The sequence below is a fragment of the Stenotrophomonas sp. GL_111 genome (genome assembly GCF_057835245.1).
Genome location: NZ_CM174421.1, coordinates 1664333 through 1687741 on the forward strand (window position 1 = coordinate 1664333; position 23409 = coordinate 1687741).

The 23409-nt window shown below is 66.7% G+C and carries 31 protein-coding genes; 29 read left to right on the top strand and 2 right to left on the bottom strand.

What is annotated here, in order from left to right:
- The first annotated feature begins 39 nt into the window (after positions 1-39).
- The 24 genes from AC3IPM_RS07600 to AC3IPM_RS07715 all read left to right on the top strand — a co-directional run bounded on the left by AC3IPM_RS07600 (position 40) and on the right by AC3IPM_RS07715 (position 17532).
- A complete protein-coding gene (locus AC3IPM_RS07600) occupies positions 40-474 on the top strand; it encodes a hypothetical protein (protein WP_489303346.1) in 435 nt (144 codons plus the stop codon).
- A 4-nt stretch (positions 475-478) separates the two neighbouring features.
- Complete coding sequence (locus tag AC3IPM_RS07605; RefSeq protein WP_489303347.1) at positions 479-808, top strand: hypothetical protein; 330 nt, start codon at positions 479-481, stop codon at positions 806-808.
- Positions 805-1290, top strand: a complete 486-nt coding sequence (locus tag AC3IPM_RS07610) for a glycoside hydrolase family 24 protein (RefSeq protein ID WP_489303348.1) — start codon at positions 805-807, stop codon at positions 1288-1290. Before AC3IPM_RS07605 ends, AC3IPM_RS07610 begins: the two co-directional genes overlap by 4 nt.
- Entirely contained in the window at positions 1287-1727 is a 441-nt protein-coding gene (locus AC3IPM_RS07615; RefSeq protein ID WP_489303349.1) for a hypothetical protein, read from the top strand. The genes AC3IPM_RS07610 and AC3IPM_RS07615 overlap by 4 nt, the downstream gene beginning before the upstream one ends.
- Before the next feature lie 4 nt (positions 1728-1731).
- The gene (locus tag AC3IPM_RS07620) at positions 1732-1887 is read left to right on the top strand and encodes a hypothetical protein (RefSeq protein ID WP_489303350.1); all 156 of its coding nucleotides are present in this window, start codon (positions 1732-1734) and stop codon (positions 1885-1887) included.
- Positions 1888-1973: 86 nt separating this feature from the next.
- Positions 1974-2519, top strand: a complete 546-nt coding sequence (locus AC3IPM_RS07625) for a hypothetical protein (protein WP_489303351.1) — start codon at positions 1974-1976, stop codon at positions 2517-2519.
- A complete protein-coding gene (locus AC3IPM_RS07630; protein WP_489303352.1) occupies positions 2516-3085 on the top strand; it encodes a phage baseplate assembly protein V in 570 nt (189 codons plus the stop codon). Before AC3IPM_RS07625 ends, AC3IPM_RS07630 begins: the two co-directional genes overlap by 4 nt.
- A gap of 8 nt (positions 3086-3093) precedes the next feature.
- The gene (locus AC3IPM_RS07635) at positions 3094-3513 is read left to right on the top strand and encodes a hypothetical protein (RefSeq protein WP_489303353.1); all 420 of its coding nucleotides are present in this window, start codon (positions 3094-3096) and stop codon (positions 3511-3513) included.
- Between the two features lie 50 nt (positions 3514-3563).
- Positions 3564-3902, top strand: coding sequence for a GPW/gp25 family protein (locus AC3IPM_RS07640; protein ID WP_489303354.1), 339 nt, complete (start codon positions 3564-3566; stop codon positions 3900-3902).
- Positions 3902-4798, top strand: coding sequence for a baseplate assembly protein (locus AC3IPM_RS07645; RefSeq protein WP_489303355.1), 897 nt, complete (start codon positions 3902-3904; stop codon positions 4796-4798). Before AC3IPM_RS07640 ends, AC3IPM_RS07645 begins: the two co-directional genes overlap by 1 nt.
- A complete protein-coding gene (locus AC3IPM_RS07650; protein WP_489303356.1) occupies positions 4791-5336 on the top strand; it encodes a phage tail protein I in 546 nt (181 codons plus the stop codon). Before AC3IPM_RS07645 ends, AC3IPM_RS07650 begins: the two co-directional genes overlap by 8 nt.
- A gap of 6 nt (positions 5337-5342) precedes the next feature.
- Complete coding sequence (locus AC3IPM_RS07655) at positions 5343-7349, top strand: tail fiber domain-containing protein (protein ID WP_489303357.1); 2007 nt, start codon at positions 5343-5345, stop codon at positions 7347-7349.
- Position 7350: 1 nt separating this feature from the next.
- Complete coding sequence (locus AC3IPM_RS07660; RefSeq protein WP_489303358.1) at positions 7351-8019, top strand: hypothetical protein; 669 nt, start codon at positions 7351-7353, stop codon at positions 8017-8019.
- Positions 8020-8105: 86 nt separating this feature from the next.
- Positions 8106-9314 carry a phage tail sheath C-terminal domain-containing protein gene (locus tag AC3IPM_RS07665; protein ID WP_489303359.1) on the top strand — a complete coding sequence of 403 codons (1209 nt, stop codon included), beginning with the start codon at positions 8106-8108 and terminating at the stop codon, positions 9312-9314.
- Positions 9315-9316: 2 nt separating this feature from the next.
- A complete protein-coding gene (locus tag AC3IPM_RS07670) occupies positions 9317-9820 on the top strand; it encodes a phage major tail tube protein (protein ID WP_489303360.1) in 504 nt (167 codons plus the stop codon).
- Between the two features lie 73 nt (positions 9821-9893).
- Positions 9894-10184, top strand: coding sequence for a phage tail assembly protein (locus AC3IPM_RS07675; protein ID WP_489303361.1), 291 nt, complete (start codon positions 9894-9896; stop codon positions 10182-10184).
- Between the two features lie 147 nt (positions 10185-10331).
- Complete coding sequence (locus tag AC3IPM_RS07680; protein ID WP_489303362.1) at positions 10332-12737, top strand: phage tail tape measure protein; 2406 nt, start codon at positions 10332-10334, stop codon at positions 12735-12737.
- A complete protein-coding gene (locus AC3IPM_RS07685; protein WP_489303363.1) occupies positions 12737-13204 on the top strand; it encodes a phage tail protein in 468 nt (155 codons plus the stop codon). Before AC3IPM_RS07680 ends, AC3IPM_RS07685 begins: the two co-directional genes overlap by 1 nt.
- A complete protein-coding gene (locus AC3IPM_RS07690; protein ID WP_489303364.1) occupies positions 13191-13403 on the top strand; it encodes a tail protein X in 213 nt (70 codons plus the stop codon). Before AC3IPM_RS07685 ends, AC3IPM_RS07690 begins: the two co-directional genes overlap by 14 nt.
- Entirely contained in the window at positions 13394-14470 is a 1077-nt protein-coding gene (locus AC3IPM_RS07695) for a phage late control D family protein (RefSeq protein WP_489303365.1), read from the top strand. The genes AC3IPM_RS07690 and AC3IPM_RS07695 overlap by 10 nt, the downstream gene beginning before the upstream one ends.
- A gap of 204 nt (positions 14471-14674) precedes the next feature.
- The gene (surE, locus tag AC3IPM_RS07700) at positions 14675-15454 is read left to right on the top strand and encodes a 5'/3'-nucleotidase SurE (RefSeq protein ID WP_489303366.1); all 780 of its coding nucleotides are present in this window, start codon (positions 14675-14677) and stop codon (positions 15452-15454) included.
- Entirely contained in the window at positions 15451-16128 is a 678-nt protein-coding gene (locus AC3IPM_RS07705) for a protein-L-isoaspartate(D-aspartate) O-methyltransferase (protein ID WP_489303367.1), read from the top strand. Before surE ends, AC3IPM_RS07705 begins: the two co-directional genes overlap by 4 nt.
- Before the next feature lie 19 nt (positions 16129-16147).
- Positions 16148-16762: a YqaA family protein gene (locus AC3IPM_RS07710; RefSeq protein ID WP_489303368.1), complete on the top strand. Its 615-nt coding sequence runs from the start codon at positions 16148-16150 to the stop codon at positions 16760-16762.
- Positions 16759-17532, top strand: a complete 774-nt coding sequence (locus AC3IPM_RS07715; RefSeq protein WP_489303369.1) for a peptidoglycan DD-metalloendopeptidase family protein — start codon at positions 16759-16761, stop codon at positions 17530-17532. Before AC3IPM_RS07710 ends, AC3IPM_RS07715 begins: the two co-directional genes overlap by 4 nt.
- A gap of 184 nt (positions 17533-17716) precedes the next feature.
- Here the strand turns inward: AC3IPM_RS07715 and AC3IPM_RS07720 are convergent, their stop codons facing one another.
- Positions 17717-18091, bottom strand: coding sequence for an Mth938-like domain-containing protein (locus AC3IPM_RS07720; protein ID WP_489303370.1), 375 nt, complete (start codon positions 18089-18091; stop codon positions 17717-17719).
- A gap of 14 nt (positions 18092-18105) precedes the next feature.
- Entirely contained in the window at positions 18106-18411 is a 306-nt protein-coding gene (gene yhbY / locus AC3IPM_RS07725) for a ribosome assembly RNA-binding protein YhbY (protein ID WP_489303371.1), read from the bottom strand.
- 65 nt (positions 18412-18476) lie between these two features.
- Here yhbY and rlmE point away from each other — a divergent pair, with 65 nt between their 5' ends.
- The 5 genes from rlmE (at position 18477) to miaA (ending at position 23371) form a co-directional block, all read left to right on the top strand.
- Positions 18477-19109, top strand: a complete 633-nt coding sequence (gene rlmE / locus AC3IPM_RS07730; RefSeq protein WP_489303372.1) for a 23S rRNA (uridine(2552)-2'-O)-methyltransferase RlmE — start codon at positions 18477-18479, stop codon at positions 19107-19109.
- A 53-nt stretch (positions 19110-19162) separates the two neighbouring features.
- Complete coding sequence (ftsH, locus tag AC3IPM_RS07735; RefSeq protein ID WP_489303373.1) at positions 19163-21106, top strand: ATP-dependent zinc metalloprotease FtsH; 1944 nt, start codon at positions 19163-19165, stop codon at positions 21104-21106.
- 155 nt (positions 21107-21261) lie between these two features.
- Positions 21262-21450, top strand: a complete 189-nt coding sequence (locus tag AC3IPM_RS07740; protein ID WP_489303374.1) for a hypothetical protein — start codon at positions 21262-21264, stop codon at positions 21448-21450.
- 68 nt (positions 21451-21518) lie between these two features.
- The gene (gene folP / locus AC3IPM_RS07745; RefSeq protein WP_489303375.1) at positions 21519-22418 is read left to right on the top strand and encodes a dihydropteroate synthase; all 900 of its coding nucleotides are present in this window, start codon (positions 21519-21521) and stop codon (positions 22416-22418) included.
- Positions 22418-23371 (top strand): tRNA (adenosine(37)-N6)-dimethylallyltransferase MiaA, encoded by a 954-nt coding sequence (gene miaA, locus AC3IPM_RS07750; protein ID WP_489303376.1) that lies wholly within the window; start codon positions 22418-22420, stop codon positions 23369-23371. The genes folP and miaA overlap by 1 nt, the downstream gene beginning before the upstream one ends.
- Positions 23372-23409 lie beyond the last annotated feature (38 nt).

A 23409-nucleotide genomic window follows, 5' to 3' on the forward strand; every position in this document is an offset into this window, starting at 1 on the left:
GGACAATAGGGATAACATAGATATCCTGAGTATCCTGACATGCACGATCCGCTTCCCAGCAGTGCCCAGCAACTGGCCGACGTGATCGGCGCCGATGCAGTGTTCACGCTGATCCAGCACTGGCCGCGCACGGCAGTCAAATCCACCTCGCGTGGGCGGCTGGTGTTGTACGTCCCGGCGCGCCTGCCCGATGGGCACCGGCTGGTGTCCATCCTCGGCTGGGACACCGCGCAGGCGATGGTGAAGGTGTTTGGCGGTGAACTGCTGTTCCTGGCCAGTTGCGCCGAGACCTTCGCCCGCCAGCGTCGACAGGCGATCCTGGAGGAGCTGGAAACCGGCGCATCGGTGGCGTTGGTAGCACGCGTGCACGGGCTCAGCGAACGCCATGTGCGGCGCATGGCACAGCAGGACCGCGCTGCAAGTGAAGCGCCGGCCAGCACGCCCGACACTGGGCGCCGTTACCGAATCCAGTGATCCCATGAACGAACCGGATGTACTCGCCGGCCTGCCGGACTGGCTCAAATTCGCCGGCGGTGCATCCGGCTTCATCGCGGCCGGCGCGCTGTGGATCCGGCAATGGCTGTCGTCGGCCAAGCTGGACCGCGCCGCCGACGACGCCAACGAACGCACGCTGGCGCGCCTGCAGGAGCAGCTGCTGGCCGAACGCGACCGCGCCGATACGCTGATGCGCGAACGCGAAGCGATGGCCACCGAGATCGGCTCGCTGCGGGGTGAAGTGCACGCGCTGCGTGCCCAGGTCGACAGCCTGATGGCGATGATCCGCGAGATGCGCGGAGCACCGGCATGACCGCCGCCGCCGATGCCGCACTGGGCGGGCGCAATGTCGCGGCCTTCCTGGACATGCTGGCCGTGTCCGAAGGCACCGACGATGGCCGCCAGCGCACCCGCGACCGCGGCTATGACGTGATCGTCGGCGGGGGGCTGCTCGACGACTACCGGCGTCATCCCGGGATTCTGGTGGCACTGCCACGTTATGGGATCAAATCCTCGGCGGCTGGCCGTTACCAGTTCCTGCGCGCGACGTGGGCCGATCTGGCCAAGCGTTTGTCGTTGGCCGATTTCAGCCCCATCGCGCAGGACCTGGCCTGCGTGGAACTGCTGCGCCAATGCGGCGCCCATGTGCTGGTCCGCAATGGACGCTTCGACGATGCCGTGCATGCGGCGCGGCGGATCTGGGCCAGCCTGCCCGGGGCGGGCTATGGGCAGCATGAGCAGTCGCTGGGCCGCCTGCGCTCGGCCTACCTGGCGGCCGGCGGGCAACTGGCATGAACCGCGCGCTGGTGCTGTGCGTGCTGCTGGCGGCCTGGACCGGGCTGGCCATTGCATTGGGCTGGAAGCTGCGCGACGGCAGCGCCGAGGTGGCCACCCAGCGTGTCGCGCTGGCGCGGCTGCAGCGCAGCCATGCGGCCACCGAGGCACGCGGTAAGCAGACCCTGGCCAACGTGCGCAGCGCCACGTCCAGCGAACAGCAACGGCTGCTTCGCCAACAGCAACGCCGTGCGACCGATGCGCGGCTGCAGCAGGAGATCGATCAACATGAGGCATCCATGCATGCGCGGGGCCGCGATCGCGGTGACGCTGATCCTGGCTTCATGCGCATCTGGCGCGCCGCCAATGCCGGCCAGCCACCCGTTGCCGGTGAATCTGCAGATCGCACCGGCCCAGCTGCAGCCGCCGCAAGCACTGCCCGCACCGGCGGGCGCTGACGACATGTCGCTGCTGCGCAACCACGTCGCCGTTGCCCACGCTTACCATGCTTTGGCTGACCAGGTGCGCGCACTGCTGTGCACGCTGGCGCGCAGCGAGGGCATCCAGGTCAACGCATCGGCGCCGACGTTGGCGGTTCCCTGTGATCAACCGCAGTAGCACACGCGGCAGGACAGCCCTGCAATGGGGTGTATCGAACGGGCCGGCCACACTGCAGGCCTGAGATCCCTGGAGCTTCCTCCCTCATGGCAGATGCCATCGCCGTTTCCCTCGCGCCGCTACAGGGCGCGATCATCGCGCGCCTGCAGGCGCGCTTCCCGAACTATTCCACCGTTGCCTTCAACCGCAGCACCGAGTTGGCCAGCATCACCACGCCGGCGGTGCTGTGCGAGCTGCTGAGCGCCGAGCCACTGGCGGCCGGCAGTGATGGCGGCAGCGGTCGCTTCGCCTGTGCGCTGCGGCTGCTGGCGCGGATCGTGATTGACGATGCCGCCCAGGCGGCCGCGCAGGTGCGTGACGCGGCGCTGACAGTGGCCACCGATCTACACCAGTGGGGGCATGTGCCCAGCGTCTCGAGCGAGCCGGTGACGGTGATCGGCATCGCGCCCGAGCCGGCTGACAACGTGCCTGCCGGACGCCTGATCTGGCGGGTCGAGTGGCGCGTGCCGGTGTTGCTGGGCGAGAGCGCCTGGGATGAGGCAGGCACCGCCGTGCAGGGCTTCTACAGCGTGGTGCCGGCGATCGGTTTGGCCCACCTGGACGACTACTGCCCGCTGCAGGCACAGCCATGAATGCCCTGGGCGAACAGCATCGCCTGATCGGCAATCTGCTGATGCTCGGCGTGGTGGCTGAACTCGATGAGGCACGCGCACGCGTGCGTGTCGACCTGGATGGCATGCGCAGCGACTGGATTCCCTGGGTGGCCGACCGTGCCGGGGCCGGCGTGCGCCATTGGAGCGCACCGGAAGTGGGCGAGCAGGTGGTGGTGGCTTGCCCCTACGGCGACCCGGCACAAGGCGTCGTGCTGGGCAGCATCTTCCAGGATGCGCATCCGGCGCCCGGCAACCGCCGTTCGCTGCATCGCACCGAATATGCCGATGGAACCCGCGTGGAGTACGACCGCCAGGCGCGGCGGATGACCATCGATGTTGGCGAAGGGCAGGTACTGGTGCGCTGTCGTTCGGCCCAGGTCGAGGCCAGCCACGGGGTGGATCTGAAGACTCCGGCCGTGCGCTGCAGCGGCAGTCTGTCCACCGAAGGCAACCTGGCGGCCGGCACCGGCGCCTCAGGCACCTTCACCACCGCCAGCGGCAACATCGTCACGGTCCAGCAGGGCATCGTGACCAACATCTTCTGAGGACGCCGATGAACATCCAGGGAAGCCTGCCCTTCAATGCGCAGGTATTCGCGCGACTGCGCGAGCAGGTCGATGCACTTGAACACTGCGATCAACTCGCCCAGCTCAGCGGCGAAATCCAGGCCGCGGCCGACGGCGTGGTTGCCGGCATCAATGAGCAACTGGCGGTGATCGAACCGATCATGGCGCTGCTTGCTGCACCGGGCGCGAACCCGGCGCAGATCGTCACCTGGATCACCGACTTCATCAGCGCCTTCCTCAAGCCGGTGATCAAGCCGTACGCGACACTGCCCTTGCAGCTCGCCCAGGTGGCGGCCGAGCTGGCGCAACTCACCAGTGCGCTGCAATCGGCCTCGGGTCGCATCGGCTGTGGCACCGGCAGCTTCGATCTGCCAACGCCTGCAACGCAGCTGCCGGACACGTTGTAGCGGCCACCCCTGCAATGTTTCGGCGCGGCCGCAATCGCGATCATGTCGGCATGCGCGGAATAGATGCCAACTCGGGAAAAACACTGGATGGCCTCGGCCATCTCCGTCAATCAGTCCGCGACATCCTGACCACACCGGTCGGCTCGCGGGTGCTACGCCGTGACTACGGCTCACAACTGTTCGAACTGCTGGATGCGCCGACCAACCTGTCGCTGCGCATGGACCTGATCGCCGCCACCGTGGATGCGTTGGCGCGCTGGGAGCCGCGGCTGCGGGTCGACCAGGTCGATATCGCGATGCCACGGCCCGGCCAGGTCAACGTCCATGTCAACGGAACCTATCTGCCCAACGGGCAGCTCATCACCATCGAAGGAATTGAGGTCAGCTGATGTCGTCCGGATCTTTCACCAGCGTCAACCTGTCACAGCTCCCCGCGCCGGCGGTGATCGAAGTCATCGACCACGACGTGATGTTCAACGAGATGCTGGCGCGCCTGCGTCAGCTCGACCCCACCTTCGATGCACTGCTGCCTTCGGACCCGGCCTACAAGATCCTGGAGGCGGTGACCTGGTTCCGCCTGCTCGACCGTCAGCGGGTCAACGATGCCGCACGCGAGGTGATGCTGGCCTATGCCAGCGGCAGCAATCTGGACCACCTCGGTGCGATCTTCGGGGTTGGCCGCCAGGTGCTCGATGAAGGCGCCCCGGACCGTGGCGTGCCGCGCGTGCTGGAGGCCGACGAGGACTTCCGCCGCCGCATCCAGCTCGGGCCGGAAGGATTCAGCGTGGCCGGCCCGGAAGGCGCCTACATCTTCCACACCCTCAGTGCCGACCCGCGCGTGCTCGATGCCAGCGCAACCAGCCCGACCCCGGGCGATGTGGTGATCTCGGTGCTGTCGCGCGAGGGCGATGGCAGCGCCGCCGCCGATCTGCTGGCGCAGGTCGCGCGCAAGCTCAACGCCGAGGATGTGCGGCCGATGACCGACCACGTGATCGTGCAGTCCGCGCGGATCACGCCGTATCAGGTCGAGGCACGTGTGTTTACGTTCGCCGGTCCGGACTCGGACGTGGTGCTGGACGAGGCGCGCACGCGCCTGCAGCGCTACGTGTCCGAGTCCCACCGGCTGGGCCGTGACGTGACCCGTTCGGCGCTGTTTGCCGCCCTGCATGCCGAAGGCGTGCAGCGGGTGGAACTGGTGGCACCGGCGGTGGACCTGGTCATGGACCGCACCGAAGCCAGCCACTGCACCCAGGTGACGATCACCTACGGCGGCATCGATGAGTGAACCCTCGCTGTTGCCGCCCAACGCCACCCGCGCCGAGCGCGCGCTCGAACAGGCCGTGCAGGTGCGGCCGCTGCCGGTGGCCCTGCAGGCGCTGTGGGATGCCGACCGTTGTCCGGCCGCACTGCTGCCCTGGCTGGCCTGGGCGTTGTCGGTGGATGACTGGAAGGCCTACTGGCCCGAACAGGTCAAGCGTGCCCGTGTGCGCGTGGCGATCGAGGTGCAACGCCGCAAAGGCACCGCCCACAGCGTGCGCCAGGTGGTGCAGGCCTTCGGCGGCTCGCTGGTGCTGCGCGAATGGTGGGAGACCGAGCCGAAAGGCCGGCCGCACACCTTCGACATGCTGCTGACCCTGTCCGGCGAAGGTGGCGAGAACGCCACCGCGCGCTACGTCGATGACGTCATCGCGGAGGTCAGCCGGACCAAGCCGGTGCGCTCGCACTTCACTTTCACCCAAGGCGCGCAGTTCAACGGTGCCCTCGGCATCGGCGCCGGGGCCCGCGTGGCGTGCTACCGCCGTCTGAACTTCGTTGAAGGATAAAACCGCATGCAATTGATTGTTACTTCGGCCGGCCGTGCTGCGCTGGTCAACGCCGAGAACACCGGCACCAACACCGTGCGCGTCGCCGCGATCGGGATCGGCTCGAGCGGCTTCACCGCCAAGCCCGACGGCAGCGACACCAGCCTGCCGGGCGAGGTCAAACGCCTGACCACCTTCGCCGGCCTGGTGGTGGCCGCCGACACCCTGCACGTCACCATCCGCGACGACAGCAGCGATGTCTACAGCATGCGCGGCATCGGCCTGTACCTGGAGGACGGCACGCTGTTCGCGCTGTACGGCCAGGCCGGGGTGATCCTGGAGAAGGCCGCGCAGGCGATGATGCTGATGTCCGCCGACGTGGTGTTCACCCAGGTCCAGGCCACCTCGCTGACCTTCGGCGATGCCAATTTCATCAATCCCCCCGCCACTACTGAAGTACAGGGCGTGGTCGAGCTGGCCACCGATGCGGAAGCCATCGCGGGTAATGATGCGCAGCGTGCGCTCACCCCGCGTGCGAGCAAGGCGAGCCTGGATGCCCGCCTGGGTGCCAACGCGCCCACTCCGTTCGCGCGCAACCTGCTGGCCGTCAGTACGGCGGCAGCCATGCGCAGTGCGCTGGAACTGAAGGGCGCTGCGTTGAAGGACGAAGGCGCCGGCAAGGGGCTGGATGCGGACCTGCTGGACGGCAAGCACGGCGACCACTATCTGCAGTGGAGCAACCTGGTCGGCGCCCCGGCCACGTTCCCGCCGGCCACCCACGCCCATGCCTGGTCCGACATCCAGGGCAAGCCGGCCACGTTCCCACCGACCGCGCATGGTCATGTGACTGCCGACATCACCGGTCTGGACGCCGCATTGGCGGCGCGTCCGCTCAAGGGCAGCAATGGCACCTGGCCGGACGTGGTGCCCACCGCCGCCGATCTGTTCGAGGCACCCGCGGCACTGCGCGCATTCACCCCGGAGACGACCAATGCACCGGGCAGCTACGGCGTGGCGGCCGCGTGGAGTACCAACGGCAAGTTCGACAAGGTCAACGGCATCGGCATCCACCAGCTGGCCTTCAGCAGTGATCGCAGGCTGTTCTGGTCGCAGTCGCAGAACGGGCAGCAGTTCAACGCCTGGGATGAGCTGTGGACCACGCGGAACTTCGATCCGGCGAGCCGGGTGAAGAAGTCGGGGGACAGCATGACCGGCACGCTTTCAACGACCGAACTGCGTGTATCGGCGCCCGCTACCGCCAGCGGGTACAGCGCGGTCAATCTCTACAACGGAGGCACGATCTTCCAGTGCGGTGCTGATAACCCGTACTACGGTGCGTTCTCGGTCAACGTCGGCGCAGTCAATGATGTGCCGGTCAACATCGTCCAGAACAACAAGATGGTGATCCAGCTTCTATCTGGCGGGTACATCCGTGCTTGCGGCTCACCTTGGGACAACCTGGATCAATATCATGCGCTTGCAGTCCACGGCGGAATGGCTTCGACCGGGAGCGCGGCAGCGTTCGTTCTTCATGAGCGGGAGAACAATGTCAACCAGATGCACACCTACTACTCGCAGGGCTTGTACAGGATCTGGTCATCCCTTGCCAACAGGGACGTGCTCCAAATCACGCCCAATGGCGCCGTCACCTCTCCGGGAGGGTTTGACACCGCATCGTCGCGGAAGCTGAAGCAGATTGATGGGCCGATGCCGTACGGCTTGGCGGAGATCGAGCGGCTCCAGACAGTAGCTGGACGCTATCGACATGAGTACAACGCCGACGGTCGAAAGCGCCTGTTCTTCGTGGCGGAACAAATGGCAGAGGTCATCCCTGAGGCGGTCACAAGCGATGGTGTTGAGTTCAGGGGCGAGCGCGTCGCTTCGATCAAGATGGAGCAGCTGCTTCCTGTGATTGTGAAGAGCATCCAGGAACTAGCCAGTCTGCGTCGGGAGGATCAGGAAAGCCTCACGAAAATGCGCGCAACGATTGCTGCGTTGCAGTTCGAACTCCGTGCAATGCGTGGGGAGGCCTGACATGGCCTCCGGTTATCGCCGCAACGGCGTTGACTTCGATGACATCTTCGATTTCTACGCCCAGGGCGCCACCTCCCGGCAAACAGGGAGGCGCCTGAATGGCGCCGACCTGAGCCAACGCTATGCGCACATCTCATTCGGCGGAAAAGCGGCCGATGTCGGTCACCGTGTTGATGGCGTGGATCTATCCAACCTTTGGGCAGCCAAGGGCACGGCGTCTTACGTGATCGCCGGTCTGCATGGCAAGGAACTCAGTGCCCACGATGGCGCTGCGACCAATCAGCCGCAGGTGTACGCCACGGTACAGGTTTACCTGGTTTCTGATGGCGCATGGGTGGTCTCCGGTAGCACCGCGCGAGGCCCCGTCGGTCAGGACGCGCCCACTTCGGGCCGATGGCTCCCAGACGGAGCGTCGGTATCAGACTACGAGGTGATGTTCCAGGTCAGTGCCAGCGGGAACTCTGGCCATTCGGTGCAGAACAGTGCGCCGGGATATGCCTCACTGACGACGGGTCGATCCGCGTCACTGACCCTGGGTGCGATCTCAGCAGTCAATACCACCTGGCGGGACGCTTATTTCGAGGTGCTTATTCACCTGCGCCGCATCTCGACCGGATCGGTATCGCTCACCAAAGTGACCGGAAGCATCAGCACCAACGGCTGGGTCTGATCCGGACCTCCCTGCAATGGGACCACGCGCACCAAAACCGCAACATGGCCACGTACTCCGGCTCTCACCAAACATGGAAAAATCCAATGGCTGAACAGTTTCTCCACGGTGTCGAAGTCATCAACATCGATGACGGCACCCGTCCCATCACCACCGCCGCGTCGAGCGTGATTGGTATCGTCGGCACCGCGCCGCGCGCCGGCCTCGACTTCCCGATCAACCAGCCGGTGCTGGTCACGTCCCGCCAGCAGGCGGCCAAGCTGCGCAGCGGCACGTCCGCCCAGGGCGAGGGCACGCTGCCCGCCGCGCTGGATGCGATCTTCGACCAGGGCACGGCCGTGGTGGTGGTGGTCCGCGTTGATGGCGGCCAGTCCGAAGCGACCGCACTGGCGGCCGTGGTCGGCGGCACCAATCCGGCCGATGGCAACTACCAGGGCAGCTATGCGCTGCTGTCGGCCGAGTCGGTGCTCGGCGTCAAGCCGCGCCTGCTGATTGCGCCCGGCTTCACCCACCAGCGCCCGGAAGACCCGGCCAATGTCGGCACCGCGCTGGCCAATCCGGTGGTTGCCGCACTGAAGGGCGTCGCCACCAAGCTGCGTGCGGTGGTGGTCGCTGACGGTCCGGACAGCAACGATGCCGCCGCGATCGTCGCCGCCGGCGACCACGGCAGCCAACGCGTGTTCCTGGTCGATCCGGGCGTCAAGCGCCTCAACAGCGCCGGCGTGATCGAGGTGCAGCCAGCCTCGGCCACCGTCGCCGGTGCGATCTCGCGCAGCGACAACGCGCGGGGCTGGTGGGCGTCGCCCTCCAACATCGAGCTCAACGGCGTGCTCGGTACCACCCGTGCAATCGACTTCGGCCTGGACGATGCCACCAGCCGCGCCAACCTGCTCAATGCCGGGAACGTGGCCACCATCATCCGCCAGAACGGCTTCCGCCTGTGGGGCAACCGCACCCTGGCCACCGACGGCAAGTGGCAGTTCCTGTGCGTGGTGCGCACCGCCGACATCATCGCCGATTCGCTGCAGGCCGCGCATCTGTGGGCGGTCGACCGCGGTATCACCAAGACCTACGCCGATGACGTGCGCGACGGCGTGCAGGCCTACCTGCGCAACCTGGTGGCCAACGGCGCGATCCTCGGCGGCGACTGCTGGATCGACCCGGAATTGAACACCGCCGAGAACATCAAGGCCGGCAAGTTCTACTGGGACTTCGACTTCACCCCGACCTATCCGGGCGAGCACCTGACCTTCCGGATGCACATGAACGACAACTACATCTCGGAGATCTTCTAAGCATGGCGCGCAATATCCGCAAGAACTTCAACTTCTACGTCGACGGCAAGGGCTTCGCCGGCGAAGTGGAATCCTTCACTGCCCCCAAGCTGACCCTGAAGACCGAGGAGTTCCGTGCCGGCGGCATGCTGGCCCCGACCGAGATCACCCTGGGCCACGAGAAGCTGGAATGCTCGGCGTCGCTGCTCAGCGACGACGCCGACATCATGTCCAAGTTCAGCGTCGCCCAGGGCAAGGAGTACCAGTTCACTGCCCGTGAGGCGCTGGAATCCAGCGATGGCACCGTCACCACGGTGATCCACTCCATGCGCGGCAAGGTCAAGGAAATCGACCGCGGCGAGACCAAGGCCGGCGAGAAGGCCACCACCAAGCTGACCATCAGCCTGAGCTACTACCGTCTCACCCACGGCGCCCTCGTGGTGCAGGAACTGGACGTGGTGAACATGGTCGCGCGCCAGAACGGCGTGGACCTGCTGGCTCCGATCCGCGGCGCGCTGGGCATCTGATTCCCACGCCGTGCGTACTACCCGGGGCGATCGTGTATCGCCCCGTTTTCATCCTTCCAGGAGAGTGCACCCCATGACCACCAAGAAGAAGAGCGCTGCCGACCACGTCATCGAACGTCGCGGTTTCGCCGAGATCACCCTGTCGCGTCCGGCCAGCATCGAGGGCAGCGAGCACGCCGTGCTGCGCATGCGCGAGCCGACCGTGGAAGACATGGCCGCGTTCCAGGACGACAAGGGCAGCGAGGCGGTGCGCGAGATCGGCATGCTGGCCAACCTGTGCGAGCTGCCACCGGCGGCGATCCGCAGCCTGCCCATCCGTGACTACGCCCGACTGCAGGCCGCGTTCGCGCTTTTTACGAACTGACGCCCACGCAGATCCGCCAGGGCACCCTGGCACTGGCCGGTCATACCGGCTGGTCCCTGGCGGAGATTTCGGCATTGACCGTGTCCAGGTTCATCTGGTGGATCGAGGGGTTGCCCGTTTCGCATGACTAGTACAACAGACAAAGAGATGCGTGACCTGCAGGCCGAAACCCGGCGCCAGTCGATCACGCTGGCGGGCCTGGGGCGGCGTTGGGCGCGGGAGTCGGCGGCGGCCTGGGGACAGGACGTCTCCAAGGGCTTTGCCGCCGCCAGCAGCGAGATGTCCAAGACGTTCTCGGCGATGCGCGCCGACATCAGCCGCTTCGAAACCCAGACGCAGGCGCAGTGGGCGGCCAACCGCCGCCCACTGTCCTTCGCGCTGGGCCGGCGCATGGTGGTCAATGCACGCGAGGGCAAGGCGGCCGGCGAGCGCTTCGGGGCATCGTCCGGGCAGTTGATGGGCCTGGTGGGCCGGATTGGTGGTGCCGCGCAGGCGGCCGCCAGCGTGGAACAGGGCAATCTGGCGATCGGTCGCTCGGCATCGTTGACCACGACTCAGCTGGCGACGATGTCGACCCAGCTGGTGCAGGTCGCACGCGATTCCAACCAGACCACCCAGGACGTGCAGAAGGCGTTCGGCCGGATGCTGGCCGGGGGGCTGCGCTTCGATGCGGTGGCCGGCTCGATCGGCAGCGTCAGTCGCGCGGCCAAGGCCACGTATGTCGACATCGATGCGATGGCGACGCTGGCGCAGTCGCTGCAGAGCGCGCTGGCGGTCAGCCCCAGCGGGCTGCAGCAGGCACTGGGCAGCATCGCGGTGGCCAGCGACAAGGGCACGGTCAAGATGGCGCAGATGACCGCGTTGTTGCCGGGGCTGGCCGCAGGCTTCCAACGCGTAGGCCTGTCCGGCAACGAGGGCGTGGCCAGCATGGCGGCGGCGCTGCAGGTGGCACGCGGTGGCGCCTCTTCGGACAAACAGGCCGCGGGCAATACCCAGGCCTTCCTCGATGACCTGGTGTCGCCGCAGGTGGCCCAGCGCGCCAGCGCCACGCTTGGCCTGAATCTGGCTGACGTGATGCGCCAGGCACAGTCCAGCGGTGGCAATCCGTTCGATGCCGCCATCCGCGGCATCCTGCAGGCCACCGCGGGGGATCTGTCCAAACTCGACGCGGTGTTCCAGAACAACGGCTCGCGCGCGTTTCTGCGCAGCATGACCGTGGACTGGGCGCGCTACGGCGATGTGCGCCGTCAGGCACTGGTGCAGGGCGACGGAGCGATCGATGCGAAGTTCGGTGATGCCAGCCAGGCACTTGGCTTCAAGCTTGAGCGCCTTGGGAATTCGTTCGAACGCCTGAAGCAGGTGTTCGGCAAGGCCATGGGGCCGGCCGTGGGCAAGGTCGCGGACGGCTTGTCGGGCCTGCTCGATACGGCCACCGGCTTCGTCGAGAAGAACCCGCAGCTGGTCGCCGGGGCAACCAGTGCCGGCGTGGCGTTCGCGGCATTGGGAACGGTGGTCAGCGGCGCGCAATGGGCCTTCCGTCTCGCGGAAGCACCGGTGCTCCAGGTGATGGGGTTCCTGCAGCGCTGGCAGGGCGGGCAGACCGTGCTGCAGATGGGGCGCCTGGGCAACGCGGCGCTGCGAGTGGGTGGTGCGCTGCGCTGGGTGGCGATGGCCATCGGTGGCATCGGCGGGGCACCGTTGCTGGCCATCGCCGCTGCGCTCGCGGCGGCTGCGATCGGCGTAAGCCTGCTGTGGAACGGCATCAAGGAAATGTTCAATGGTATCGGCGCCGGTATCAGCGACTCGATGCAGCCTGCGTTGAGTCTGTTGTCGGAGACCTTGTCCGAACTGCAGCCTGCCTGGGACCTGATGGGCACCTCACTGGAGTGGCTCAAGGAGAAGTTCGTCACGTTGGTGGGGCCGATCAATTTCTCGGCCGAATCGATGGGTGTGTTCCACGCCGTGGGTCATGCCATCGGCCAGATGCTGACGTTCACGATGCGCATCGCGATCGGGTTGGTTTCGGCAGCGCTGCACAAGATCACGATGCTGGGCAAGTCGATTGCCGTGCTGGGGGTCTATGCCACCGAAGGGTGGAAAGCCGGTGAGTTCGCGCGCAAGGATCTGCAGCGCGAGGACGATGAGTGGACGGAGAAGTTCAAGGCGAGCGTGATGCCGCCCAATCCAGCCGCTGCCATCGAAGCCGGACGCAATCGCACCCGCCAGATCAAGGCCGGGCAGGACAAGGCGAAGGAAGCGCCCGCGCAGGCGGCCGTCGGTATCGCCGGGCTCGGACTGGAGGGCATGCCGCTCGGTGCACTGGGTGCCGACTTCGACCTGGCCGCCCTGCAGGGCAAAGCGCCGCCGGCGTTGTCGCTGGCGGCGGGCAAGGCCGGCAGCGCACCGGCACCGGCCACCATGGTCAACACCTGGAACATCACCCAGCTTGCCGGTGAATCGGCCGAAGCGCTGGCCCGTCGCGTGATCGCGATGCTCGAGCGTGAACAGGCCGTACGGCAGCGCAGTTCGCTGGCAGACGGAGTCTACAACTGATGGCGTATCGTCAATTCATCTCCGGCCAGGTCTCCAAGTACCTGGACCGGTTCAACGGCAACAGCAGCGGCAATGCACCGGTGCTGCTGATGCTGGGCGGGTTCAAGTTCAGCCTCAATACCGCCGTGTTCAACCAGATGCAGCGCAGCACGGCCTGGCAATGGCCCTCGCAGGCGCGGATCGGGCAGTATGGGGCGCTGCAGTACACCGGTCCCGGCGAGGACACGCTGGTGTTGCCCGGCGTGGTGTTCAGCGATTTCCGCGGCGGCAGCTACCAGGTCGATGCGTTGCGCCAGCTGGCAGCGATGGGGCAGCCGCTGCCCCTGCTCAATGCCTATGGCAAGGTGCTGGGCCGTTGGGTGATCGAGAAGATCGACGAGACCGCCAGCGAGTTCCACGCCGATGGCACGCCACGTCGCCAGGAATTTTCGGTTTCCCTGCGGAGGTTCGACAATGCTGACCTATAACACCCGCGAACATGACGTGCTCGACGACATCGTGTGGCGGCACTACGGCGTCCTCAACCCGTCCACGCTGCGCCAGGTGCTGGAGGCCAACCGTGGTCTGGCCGGACGTGGCAGCGTGCTGGCAGCCGGAGTGCTGGTGAACCTGCCTGTGGTGGTGCAACCGGCCGGGGCAAAGATGGGGGTGGCGTTGTGGGATTGAACATCGCACCGGCCTTCCGCGTGCTGGCCAACGACCAGGACATCAGCGACCGCATCCGCGAACGCTTCGTCAGCCTGAGCTTCACCGACGAAACCGGCACCGCTTCGGACATTCTCTCGATCACCCTGGCCGACCATCTCGCCGATGCCGCCTTGCCGGTACCGCCGGTCGGGGCGGAGCTGGAGCTGTTCCTGGGGTATGACGACCGCCTGCAGCGGATGGGGCTGTTCATCTGCGACGAAGTGCAGTTGTCCGGCATGCCGGGCAGCATGGTGATCCGCGCACGGGCGGCGCCGTTCGAGGCCAGCAAGCGCGGCAAGACCGATCTGCAGACGCAGAAAACACGGACCTGGAAGAAGGGCACCACGCTGGGCACGATGGTGGCGCGGATTGCCGCCGAACACGGCCTGCGTGCGCGGGTGTCGCCGGTGCTGGCCAGCGTGGCGCTGCCGCAGACAGTGCAGTCCAGCGAATCGGACATGAACCTGTTGCTGCGTTTGGCGCTACGCCACGATGCGGTCGCCAAGCCGGCCGGTGGCGTGCTGTTGTTCCTGCAGCGCGGCGATCTCACCACCGCCGAGGGCACTCCGCTGGAAAACACGGTGGTCACGCCGGGGCAGGGCAACAGCTACCAGGTGACATTTGCGGCGCGCAAGAATGCCGGCACCACCATCGCCTACTACCGCGACACGCAGAAGGCGCAGCGGCGTGAGGTGGCGGTGGGGCAGGGCGATCCGGTGATCCGGCTGCGCATGGCGGCCGCCGATGCCCAGGCCGCGCGAGCCATGGCACTGTCGGCACACCAGGCGCGCGCACGTGACAAGAAGACGCTGAAGTTCTCGATGGGCGGCGACCCCAACCTGCGCGCGGAGAGCATGCTGGTGCTCAAGGATTTCCGCGAGGGCGTGGATGGTGGCTGGCTGGTCAAGAAGGTGACGCATACGCTGGACCAGAATGGGTATGTCAGCGCCATCGAGTGTGAGCAGCCCAACAGCGCCGAGGAGGTCAAGCGTGCCCGGGCCGCACCCGTGCAGGACCGGATCCAGGGGGTGGAGGAGATCGGCTGAGCCGGTACGGGGCACCGCGCGCGACGGTGGCAGGGATTCAAGCCGGTCGATGCCGTCTGGCGGGGTAGGACGATCTGCCCGCATGCGGCACAATAGCTGACGCACTTGCGCGGTCTGTAGTCCCCGCTCCGGGGAGGGTCGGCCCCGCCAACGCTGGAAAGTGATGGAATCGAAGTCTTGAAAAATCAAGCGGTTAAATCGCAGATGCGGATCCTGGTCAGCAACGACGACGGTGTCGACGCCCCGGGCATCAAGATGCTCGCGTCGGTATTGCGTGACGCCGGTCATGAAGTGACCGTGGTCGCGCCGGACCGGGATCGTTCCGGTGCCAGCAATTCGCTGACCCTGGATCTGCCGATCCGCCTCAAACGCATCGACCACTACACCTGCTCGGTGGCCGGTACCCCGACCGACTGCGTGCACCTGGCGCTGACCGGCATGCTCGAATACGAGCCGGACATCGTGGTCTCCGGCATCAACAACGCCGCCAACCTCGGCGACGATGTGATCTATTCCGGCACGGTGTCGGCGGCGATGGAAGGGCGTTTCCTCGGCCTGCCGGCCGTGGCGATGTCGCTGGTGTCGCACAACCACGACCCGCGCAATTTCGAGACCGCGGCCCGTGCGGCGGTGGAAATCGTCACCCGCCTGAAAGCCGATCCGCTGCCGGCCGACACCATCCTCAACGTCAACGTGCCGGACCTGCCCTGGGGCGAGATCCGCGGTTTCGAGGTCACCCGGCTTGGCAACCGGCATCGCGCCGAGGCCTGCATTCCCCAGCGTGATCCGCGCGGCAACGAGGTGTTCTGGATCGGTCCAGCCGGGCGCGAGCAGGATTCTGGCCCCGGCACCGATTTCCATGCCGTGCGCAATGGCTTCATTTCGATCACCCCGATCCAGGTCGACCTCACCCGCTACCAGGCGTTGGAGAAGGTGGCCAGCTGGGTCGGCGGGTTGACCGCTACGCTGGACCGTCCGGCATGACCCCACGCCTGCGCCTGCAGCCCGAAGCGGTCGGCATCGGCATGACCTCCCAGCGTGTGCGCGACCGCCTGGTCGAACGCCTGCGCGAGGCGGGTATCGTCGACGAGGCCACGCTCAATGCGATCCGCGTGGTGCCGCGACATCTGTTCATCGATGAAGCACTGGCCTCGCGGGCCTATGAAGACACCGCGCTGCCGATCGGCCATGGCCAGACCATTTCGCAGCCGTGGGTGGTGGCGCGGATGACCGAGGCCGTGCTGCAGTCGGCGCCGAAGAAGGTGCTGGAGGTTGGCACGGGCTCGGGCTACCAGGCCGCCGTGCTGGGTGCGCTGGGCCTGGAGGTCTATACCGTGGAGCGGATCGGCGACCTGCTGCGGCAGGCGCGCAAGCGCTTCCGCGCGCTGGGCATGAACATCCGGACCAAACACGACGATGGTCGCATCGGCTGGCCCGAGCATGGCCCGTTCGATGCCATCGTGGTCACTGCCGCCGCACCGGCGCTGGTCGATGCGCTGGTCGATCAGCTGGCCGTGGGCGGGCGCCTGGTGGCGCCGGTCGGTGGATCGAGTGCGCAGTCGCTGGTGCAGTTGACCCGTCGCGAAGACGGCAGCATCGAGCAGCAGGTACTGGCACCGGTCACGTTCGTACCGCTGCTGTCTGGCATGCTGGATTGATTCCCAGGAGCGTTACGTCATGAAGATCTTTGGTCCGCTGTATGAGCGGGCAATGAAGTGGGCCGCGCACGAGCGCGCGCCGACCTACCTCACCGTGCTGAGTTTCATCGAGGCGATCATCTTCCCGGTGATGCCCGAGGTGATGCTGGCGCCGATGTGCGTGGCCCAGCCCAAGCGCGGCTGGTGGTTCGCGACCCTGAGCCTGGCCGGCTCGATGGCCGGCGCGCTGGTCGGCTATGCACTGGGCCACTATGCATTTGAAGCGCTCAAGCCGGTGTTCGCCGCGATGGGCATGCTGTCCAGCATCGAGGGCGGGATCGCCATCGTGCAGGCCAAGATGGCCGAGTCGCCGTGGGCGGTGTTCACCTTCCTGGTGCTGGGCGGCTTCATGCCGATCCCGATGAAGGTCTTCACGTGGGCATCGGGTATCGTCGGCGTGCCGCTGCCGCAGTATTTCCTGAGCATGTTGATCGGCCGTGGCAAGCGCGTGTTCGTGCTCGCGGCGGTCATTCGTATTGGCGGGCCGCGCGCGGAAGCCGCGCTGCGCCGTTGGATTGAACCGCTGGGCTGGATCGCGACCGTACTGCTGGTCGCGCTGATCGCCTGGCTAGTCTGGAGGTCGAAGTTCGCATGAGTGCTGATCGTTTGAGCAAGGGGATGCGCGCTGCCGCGTTGCTGGTGGTGGTGTCCACGCTGAGTGCCTGCGGCACGGCCACGGTGGTCAAGCCGTCCGCAGGCCGCGGTGTGCACACGACGCCGCAGAGCTCGGTGGCCAAGCCCGGGCAGACGGCTGTGGTGCGGCGGGGCGACACGCTGTACGCGCTGGCCCGCATCCACAACATCACCCCGCGCGATCTGGCCGCCTGGAACGGGCTGGCCGAGCCCTACACGATCTATCCGGGGCAGACGCTGCGTCTGTATCCGGGCAGTGGTGGCACGCCGGGCCGGGCGCCGACCACGGTGGTAACGGCACCGCGTCCAGGCACCGCAACGCCGGCACCCACGCCGTCGCCGACCACCGCGATCAAGAGCAACATCAGCTGGCGCTGGCCGGCCGATGGCGCGCTGGTGGGCAAGTTCGTAGCGGCCGATGTGACCAAGCAGGGCGTGGACGTTGCCGGCACCAGCGGGCAGCAGGTACGCGCCACCGCGCCGGGCGTGGTGGTGTACTCCGGTGCAGGCCTGGTCGGGTTCGGCGAGCTGATCATCATCAAGCACAGCGACCAGTGGCTGTCGGCTTATGGCCACAACCGCAAGCGCCTGGTCAACGAAGGCCAGAGCGTGAAGGCGGGCGAGCAGATCGCGGAGATGGGCCGTACCGGCACCACGCGCGACATGCTGCACTTCGAGATCCGCTACAACGGCAAGCCGGTCGATCCGCTGCTGTACCTGCCGCCGCGATAACCGGCGCCGGTAGACCCTGCAGCCACCCATGGGGTGGCGCTACATCGGGGTTGGGATGTACCGCGTAGCCACCCATGGGGTGGCTCTACCCTGGTAGAGCGATGCCATGCATCGCTGCGCTCTGGCCACCGGCCACGAAAAAGGCCGCCTCGCGGCGGCCTTTCCTGAACGAAATCAGCCCATTTCAGCCCTGCAGGATGAACGCCGCAGCCACCTTGCGGCCTTCGCCAGCCAGGATGTTGAAGGTGCGCGCGGCGGCCGGGTTGTTCATCACTTCCAGGCCGATGCCGCGGGTCAGGCAGGCAGCCAGCACCGCCGCGGGCGGGAACACCTGGGTGTCGCCGGTACCCAGCACGACCAGCGCCGGGTTCAGCGCCAGCACCGGTTGCAGGTGCTCAGGGGTCAGTGCAGCGATATCGGCCACCGGCCACGCCTCGATCAGGGTGTCCGGGGTCAGGATGAAGCTGCTGGCCAGGACGCGGTCGTTCACTTTCGCGGTGCGGCCGTCGGCAGCACGCAGCGCGTAAGCGTAATCGGGCAGTTCGTGGCTCAGTTGCATCGGGAAGTCCGGATTCAGCCGCGCGGCAGGACGATCTGGCGCTGTTCCTTGCTCGGGCGGTACAGCACGGCCACATGGCCGATGCGCTGCACCAGGGCGCTGCCGGAGGCGGTGGCCAGCTCGGCGATCATCGCGTCACGGGTCTCGCGGTCTTCGGCACCGACCTTCACTTTGATCAGTTCGTGGCGTTCCAGCACTTCGTCCAGCTCGGCCAGGAAGGCCGGAGTGACCCCCTTGCCGCCGATCTGCAGCAGCGCCTTCAGATCATGGGCATGGCCGCGAAGGAAGCGGGTCTGGGAGGAGGTCAGGACAATAGACATTCAGGAACAAGCGGTTAACTGGGGCGATCAGGGTATCATGACCACCCGTTCCGGCCCTATTCCCAATGGCTTCCCGCAGCAAAAGCAGTCAACGCTGGTTGAAAGAGCACTTTTCCGACCCCTTCGTGAAGAAGGCCCAGGCCGAGGGCATGCGCTCGCGCGCCGCCTACAAGCTGGAGGAGCTGCTCGAGCGTGACCGGCTGCTGAAGCCGCACATGGTCGTGGTGGACCTGGGCGCTGCCCCCGGGGGCTGGTCGCAGCAGGTCCGGCGCCAGATCGGCGACACCGGCCGGGTGCTGGCCCTGGACATCCTGGAGATGCCGCCGCTGGCCGGTGTGGAGTTCCTTCACGGTGACTTCAGGGAACAAGCCGTCCTATCGCAGTTCGAAGCCATGCTGGGGGATCAGCCGGTAGACCTTGTGCTCTCGGATATGGCCCCCAATAAAAGTGGGATGGACGCGGTCGACCAGCCGCGGATGATGCACCTGGCGGAGTTGGCGTTGGATTTTGCCGACCACCATCTCAAGCCGGGTGGCGCGTTCCTGATCAAGCTGTTCCAGGGCGTGGGCTTTGACGACTACGTGCGCGAGATGCGCCGTCGGTACGACAAGGTTTCCATCCGCAAGCCCGAAGCATCCCGCAAGCGTTCGTCCGAGGTGTACGCCTTGGGGCACAGCAAACGTGCGCAGATCAAGTAAGCTCAACCATACGAATCGCGTCAGGAATTAGAGGAACACCGGAGCCAATGAGGATGAACGACTTGACCAAGAACCTCCTGCTATGGGTGGTGGTCGCCGTGGTGCTGATGGTGGTGTTCCAGAGCTTCTCGCCCAAGAGCAGTGGCGCTGGAGCCCAGGGAGCGACCTACTCGCAGTTCCTGGACCAGGTGGACAGCGGCAACGTCCAGCAGGTGACCTTCAGCGGCGATATGCGCGGCGGCACCAACCAGATCTCCTACACCACGCGTGGCGGCCAGAAGGCCACCATCACCGCACCGCTGGATCGCGACCTGATCAACGTGCTGCGCGGCAAGAACGTGGAAATCGTCCAGGAAGAGCCGTCCAGCGGCATCTCGCTGGGCGCGATCCTGATGAACTTCCTCCCGGTGATCCTGATCATCGGCTTCTGGCTGTTCATCATGCGCCAGATGCAGGGCGGTGGCGGCGGGGCCAAGGGCGCCATGTCCTTCGGCAAGTCGCGCGCCAAGCTGCAGGGCGAAGACCAGATCAAGGTCACCTTCGCCGATGTCGCCGGGTGCGATGAAGCCAAGGAAGAGGTCGGCGAACTGGTCGACTTCCTGCGCGACCCAAGCAAGTTCACCAAGCTCGGCGGCAAGATCCCGCGCGGCGTGCTGATGGTCGGCCCGCCCGGTACCGGCAAGACCCTGCTGGCCCGTGCGATCGCCGGCGAAGCCAAGGTGCCGTTCTTCTCGATCTCCGGTTCGGACTTCGTTGAAATGTTCGTCGGCGTCGGCGCCAGCCGCGTGCGCGACATGTTCGAGCAGGCCAAGAAGCAGGCCCCGTGCATCATCTTCATCGACGAAATCGACGCCGTCGGCCGCCACCGTGGCGCCGGCCTGGGCGGTGGTCATGACGAGCGCGAGCAGACCCTGAACCAGCTGCTGGTGGAAATGGACGGTTTCGAGGGAGGCGAGGGCGTGATCGTCATCGCCGCCACCAACCGTCCCGACGTGCTCGACCCGGCGCTGCTGCGCCCGGGCCGCTTCGACCGCCAGGTCGTGGTGGGCCTGCCGGACGTGCGTGGCCGCGAGCAGATCCTCAAGGTGCACATGCGCAAGCTGCCGCTGGCCGACGACGTCGAGCCGATGGTGATCGCGCGTGGTACCCCGGGCTTCTCCGGTGCGGACCTGGCCAACCTGGCCAATGAAGCGGCGTTGTTTGCCGCGCGCGGTGGCGAGAAGGAAGTCCGCATGGACCACTTCGACCGTGCCCGCGACAAGATCCTGATGGGTGCCGAGCGCCGTTCGATGGCGATGAGCGAAGAAGAAAAGACGCTCACCGCCTATCACGAAGCCGGTCACGCCATCGTCGGCCGCCTGGTGCCTGAGCACGACCCGGTCTACAAGGTCACGATCATCCCGCGCGGTCGCGCGCTGGGCGTGACCATGTACCTGCCGGAAGGTGACAAGTACTCGATCAACCGCGTGGCGATCAATTCGCAGCTGTGCTCGCTGTACGGTGGCCGCGTCGCCGAAGAACTGATCTTCGGGCCGGACAAGGTCACCACCGGTGCCTCCAACGACATCGAGCGCGCCACCAAGATGGCCCGCAACATGGTCACCAAGTGGGGCCTGTCCGAGACCCTCGGTCCGATCGCCTATGGCGAGGAAGACGATGAGGTGTTCCTGGGCCGTTCGGTGACCCAGCACAAGAGCGTGTCCAACGACACCGCACGCCGCATCGACGAGGAAGTGCGCAGCATCCTGGACAAGGCCTACGCACGCACCACCGAGTTGATGACCGCCAACCTGGACAAGCTGCATGCGATGTCGCAGCTGCTGCTGCAGTACGAAACCATCGATGCGCCGCAGATCGACGCCATCATGGAAGGCCGCGATCCGCCGCCGCCGGCAGGCTGGAACAAGTCCAACAAGGATGGCGGTGGCAGCAACAACGACAAGGGCGGCGACGCCCGTCCGGTGCCGCCGATCGCCGGTCCTGCCGAACAGCTCTGAGCGGCAGGCAGAGTGATGACGAAGGCCGGGGAAACCCGGCCTTTGTCGTTTCCGGACAGCTACCATCGTTTGGCGCGTCATTTGCGCGCAGGCCGGATTGCGTCGTTGCAGGTGATAATGCGGTCTTGTTTTCGTCCTTTCGTTCCGGAGCCACCATGTCCCTTCCCCCGCCGCAGCCCGTTTCGCACACCATCGAAATGGTGATCGCCACGGTAGTCGGGGTGGCCATCGGCCTGACCGCCGACAACTTCCTGTTGGGGGCCGGCATCGGCATCGGCCTGGGCATCGTGCTCAGCGTGGCCAAGACCGTGTACGTCGAGCGCAGGCGTCGCCAGCAGCGCTGATCGCCTTCTGGCGGCTGGAGCGGGGCGCCGGCGTAAACTACGCGCTGGCGCTTTTCGTGGACCCACCCATGTTCGATATCTCTCCCCAGCTCGATTGCGGCGGCCGCGTGCTGCGGCTCGATCGCCCGCAGATCATGGGCATCGTCAACGTCACCCCGGATTCGTTCTCCGACGGCGGCGCGCATGACACGGTCGAGGCTGCGGTCGCGCACGGCCTGCAGCTGGTGGCCGAGGGCGCGGACCTGCTCGATATCGGTGGCGAATCGACCCGCCCGGGCAGTGCGCCGGTGTCGCTGGAGGAAGAACTGCGCCGGGTCATCCCGGTGATCGAACGGTTGGCGGCCGAGACGGCCGTGCCGATCAGCATCGATACCTTCAAGCCGGAGGTGATGCGCGCCGCCGTGGCCGCGGGTGCTGGCATGGTCAATGACATCCAGGCCCTGCGCCAACCCGGGGCGCTTGCCGCCGTCGCCGAGCTCGGCGTGCCGGTGGTGCTGATGCACATGCAGGGCGAGCCGGGCAGCATGCAGGACACCCCGCATTACGACGACGTGGTCGCCGAGGTCCATCGTTTCCTCGCGGACCGCATGTTCGCGGCGGAAATGGCCGGTATCGCCAAGAAGAACCTGGTGATCGACCTGGGCTTCGGTTTCGGCAAGACCACCGAACACAACATGATCCTGCTGGCGCGCTCGGCGCGCTTCCTGGAACTGGGCGTGCCGATGCTGGCGGGCCTGTCGCGCAAGCGCAGCATCGGCGAGTTGACCGGTCGCGATGCGCCACGCGAGCGCGTTGCCGGCTCGGTGGCCGCGCATCTGATTGCCGCCCAGCGCGGGGCGATGCTGCTGCGTGTCCACGACGTCGCCGCCACCGTCGACGCGCTCAAGATCTGGGCCGCCGTGGAAGCGGTGCCGATGCCGCGCGTGGATGCCGCCCCGGCGATGCCGCGCTGGCCGGACGAGGACTGATGGGCGCCGACCAGCGCCCGCTGGCCATCGCCGTGATGGGCCCGACCGCGTCGGGCAAGACCGCCACCGCGATCGCCCTGGCCCAGCAGTTGGGCGGGGAGATCGTCAGTGTCGATTCGGCGCTGGTGTACCGCGGGCTGGATATCGGCTCGGCCAAGCCCGACGCGGCCGAGCGGGCGCAGGCCCCGCATCACCTGCTCGATCTGCGTGACCCCTGGCAGACCTATTCGGCCGCCGAGTTCGCCGCCGATGCCGCCCGCGCCGTGGCCGATATCCTGGCCCGCGGCCGCATTCCGATCCTGGCGGGGGGCACCGGGCTGTATTTCCGGGCCCTGCTGCAGGGCCTTTCGCCGATGCCGCCAGCCGATCCGGCCACCCGCGCACAGATCGCCGCCGAGGCCGCCGAGCAGGGCTGGCTGGCGCTGCATGCGCAGTTGGCCCAGGTCGACCCGGCGGCGGCCGCCCGCATCCATGCCACCGACCCGCAGCGCATCCAGCGGGCGCTGGAGGTATATCGGCTGACCGGGACCCCGATCAGCGAATGGCAGAAACGGCCGGGCGTGGACCGCCTGCCGGTGCGCACGCTCAAGCTGGTGCTCGCACCGCAGGCGCGCAGCGTGCTGCATCAGCGGATCGAAGCCCGTTTCGACGCCATGCTCGGGCAGGGCTTCCTGGACGAGGTGAAGGCCCTGCGCGCGCTGCCCCCGATGGCCCAGGTCGCCGCCCCGCTGGACCTGCCGGCGGTGCGTGCGGTCGGCTACCGGCAGGCCTGGGAGTACCTGGACGGGCAGGGCAGCGCGGTTGAATTCCGTGAGCGGTCCATTTATGCCACCCGGCAGCTGGCCAAGCGCCAGCTGACCTGGTTGCGCGGCGAACTTGATGCGCGCTGGTTCGACCCCCATCTGGAGAAGGCTTCCCTGGCGGATGCGGTGTCGACCTTCGTCGCACGCTGAGCTCGCGCCTTCCTTCGCCCCGCCCGTGTACCATCAAG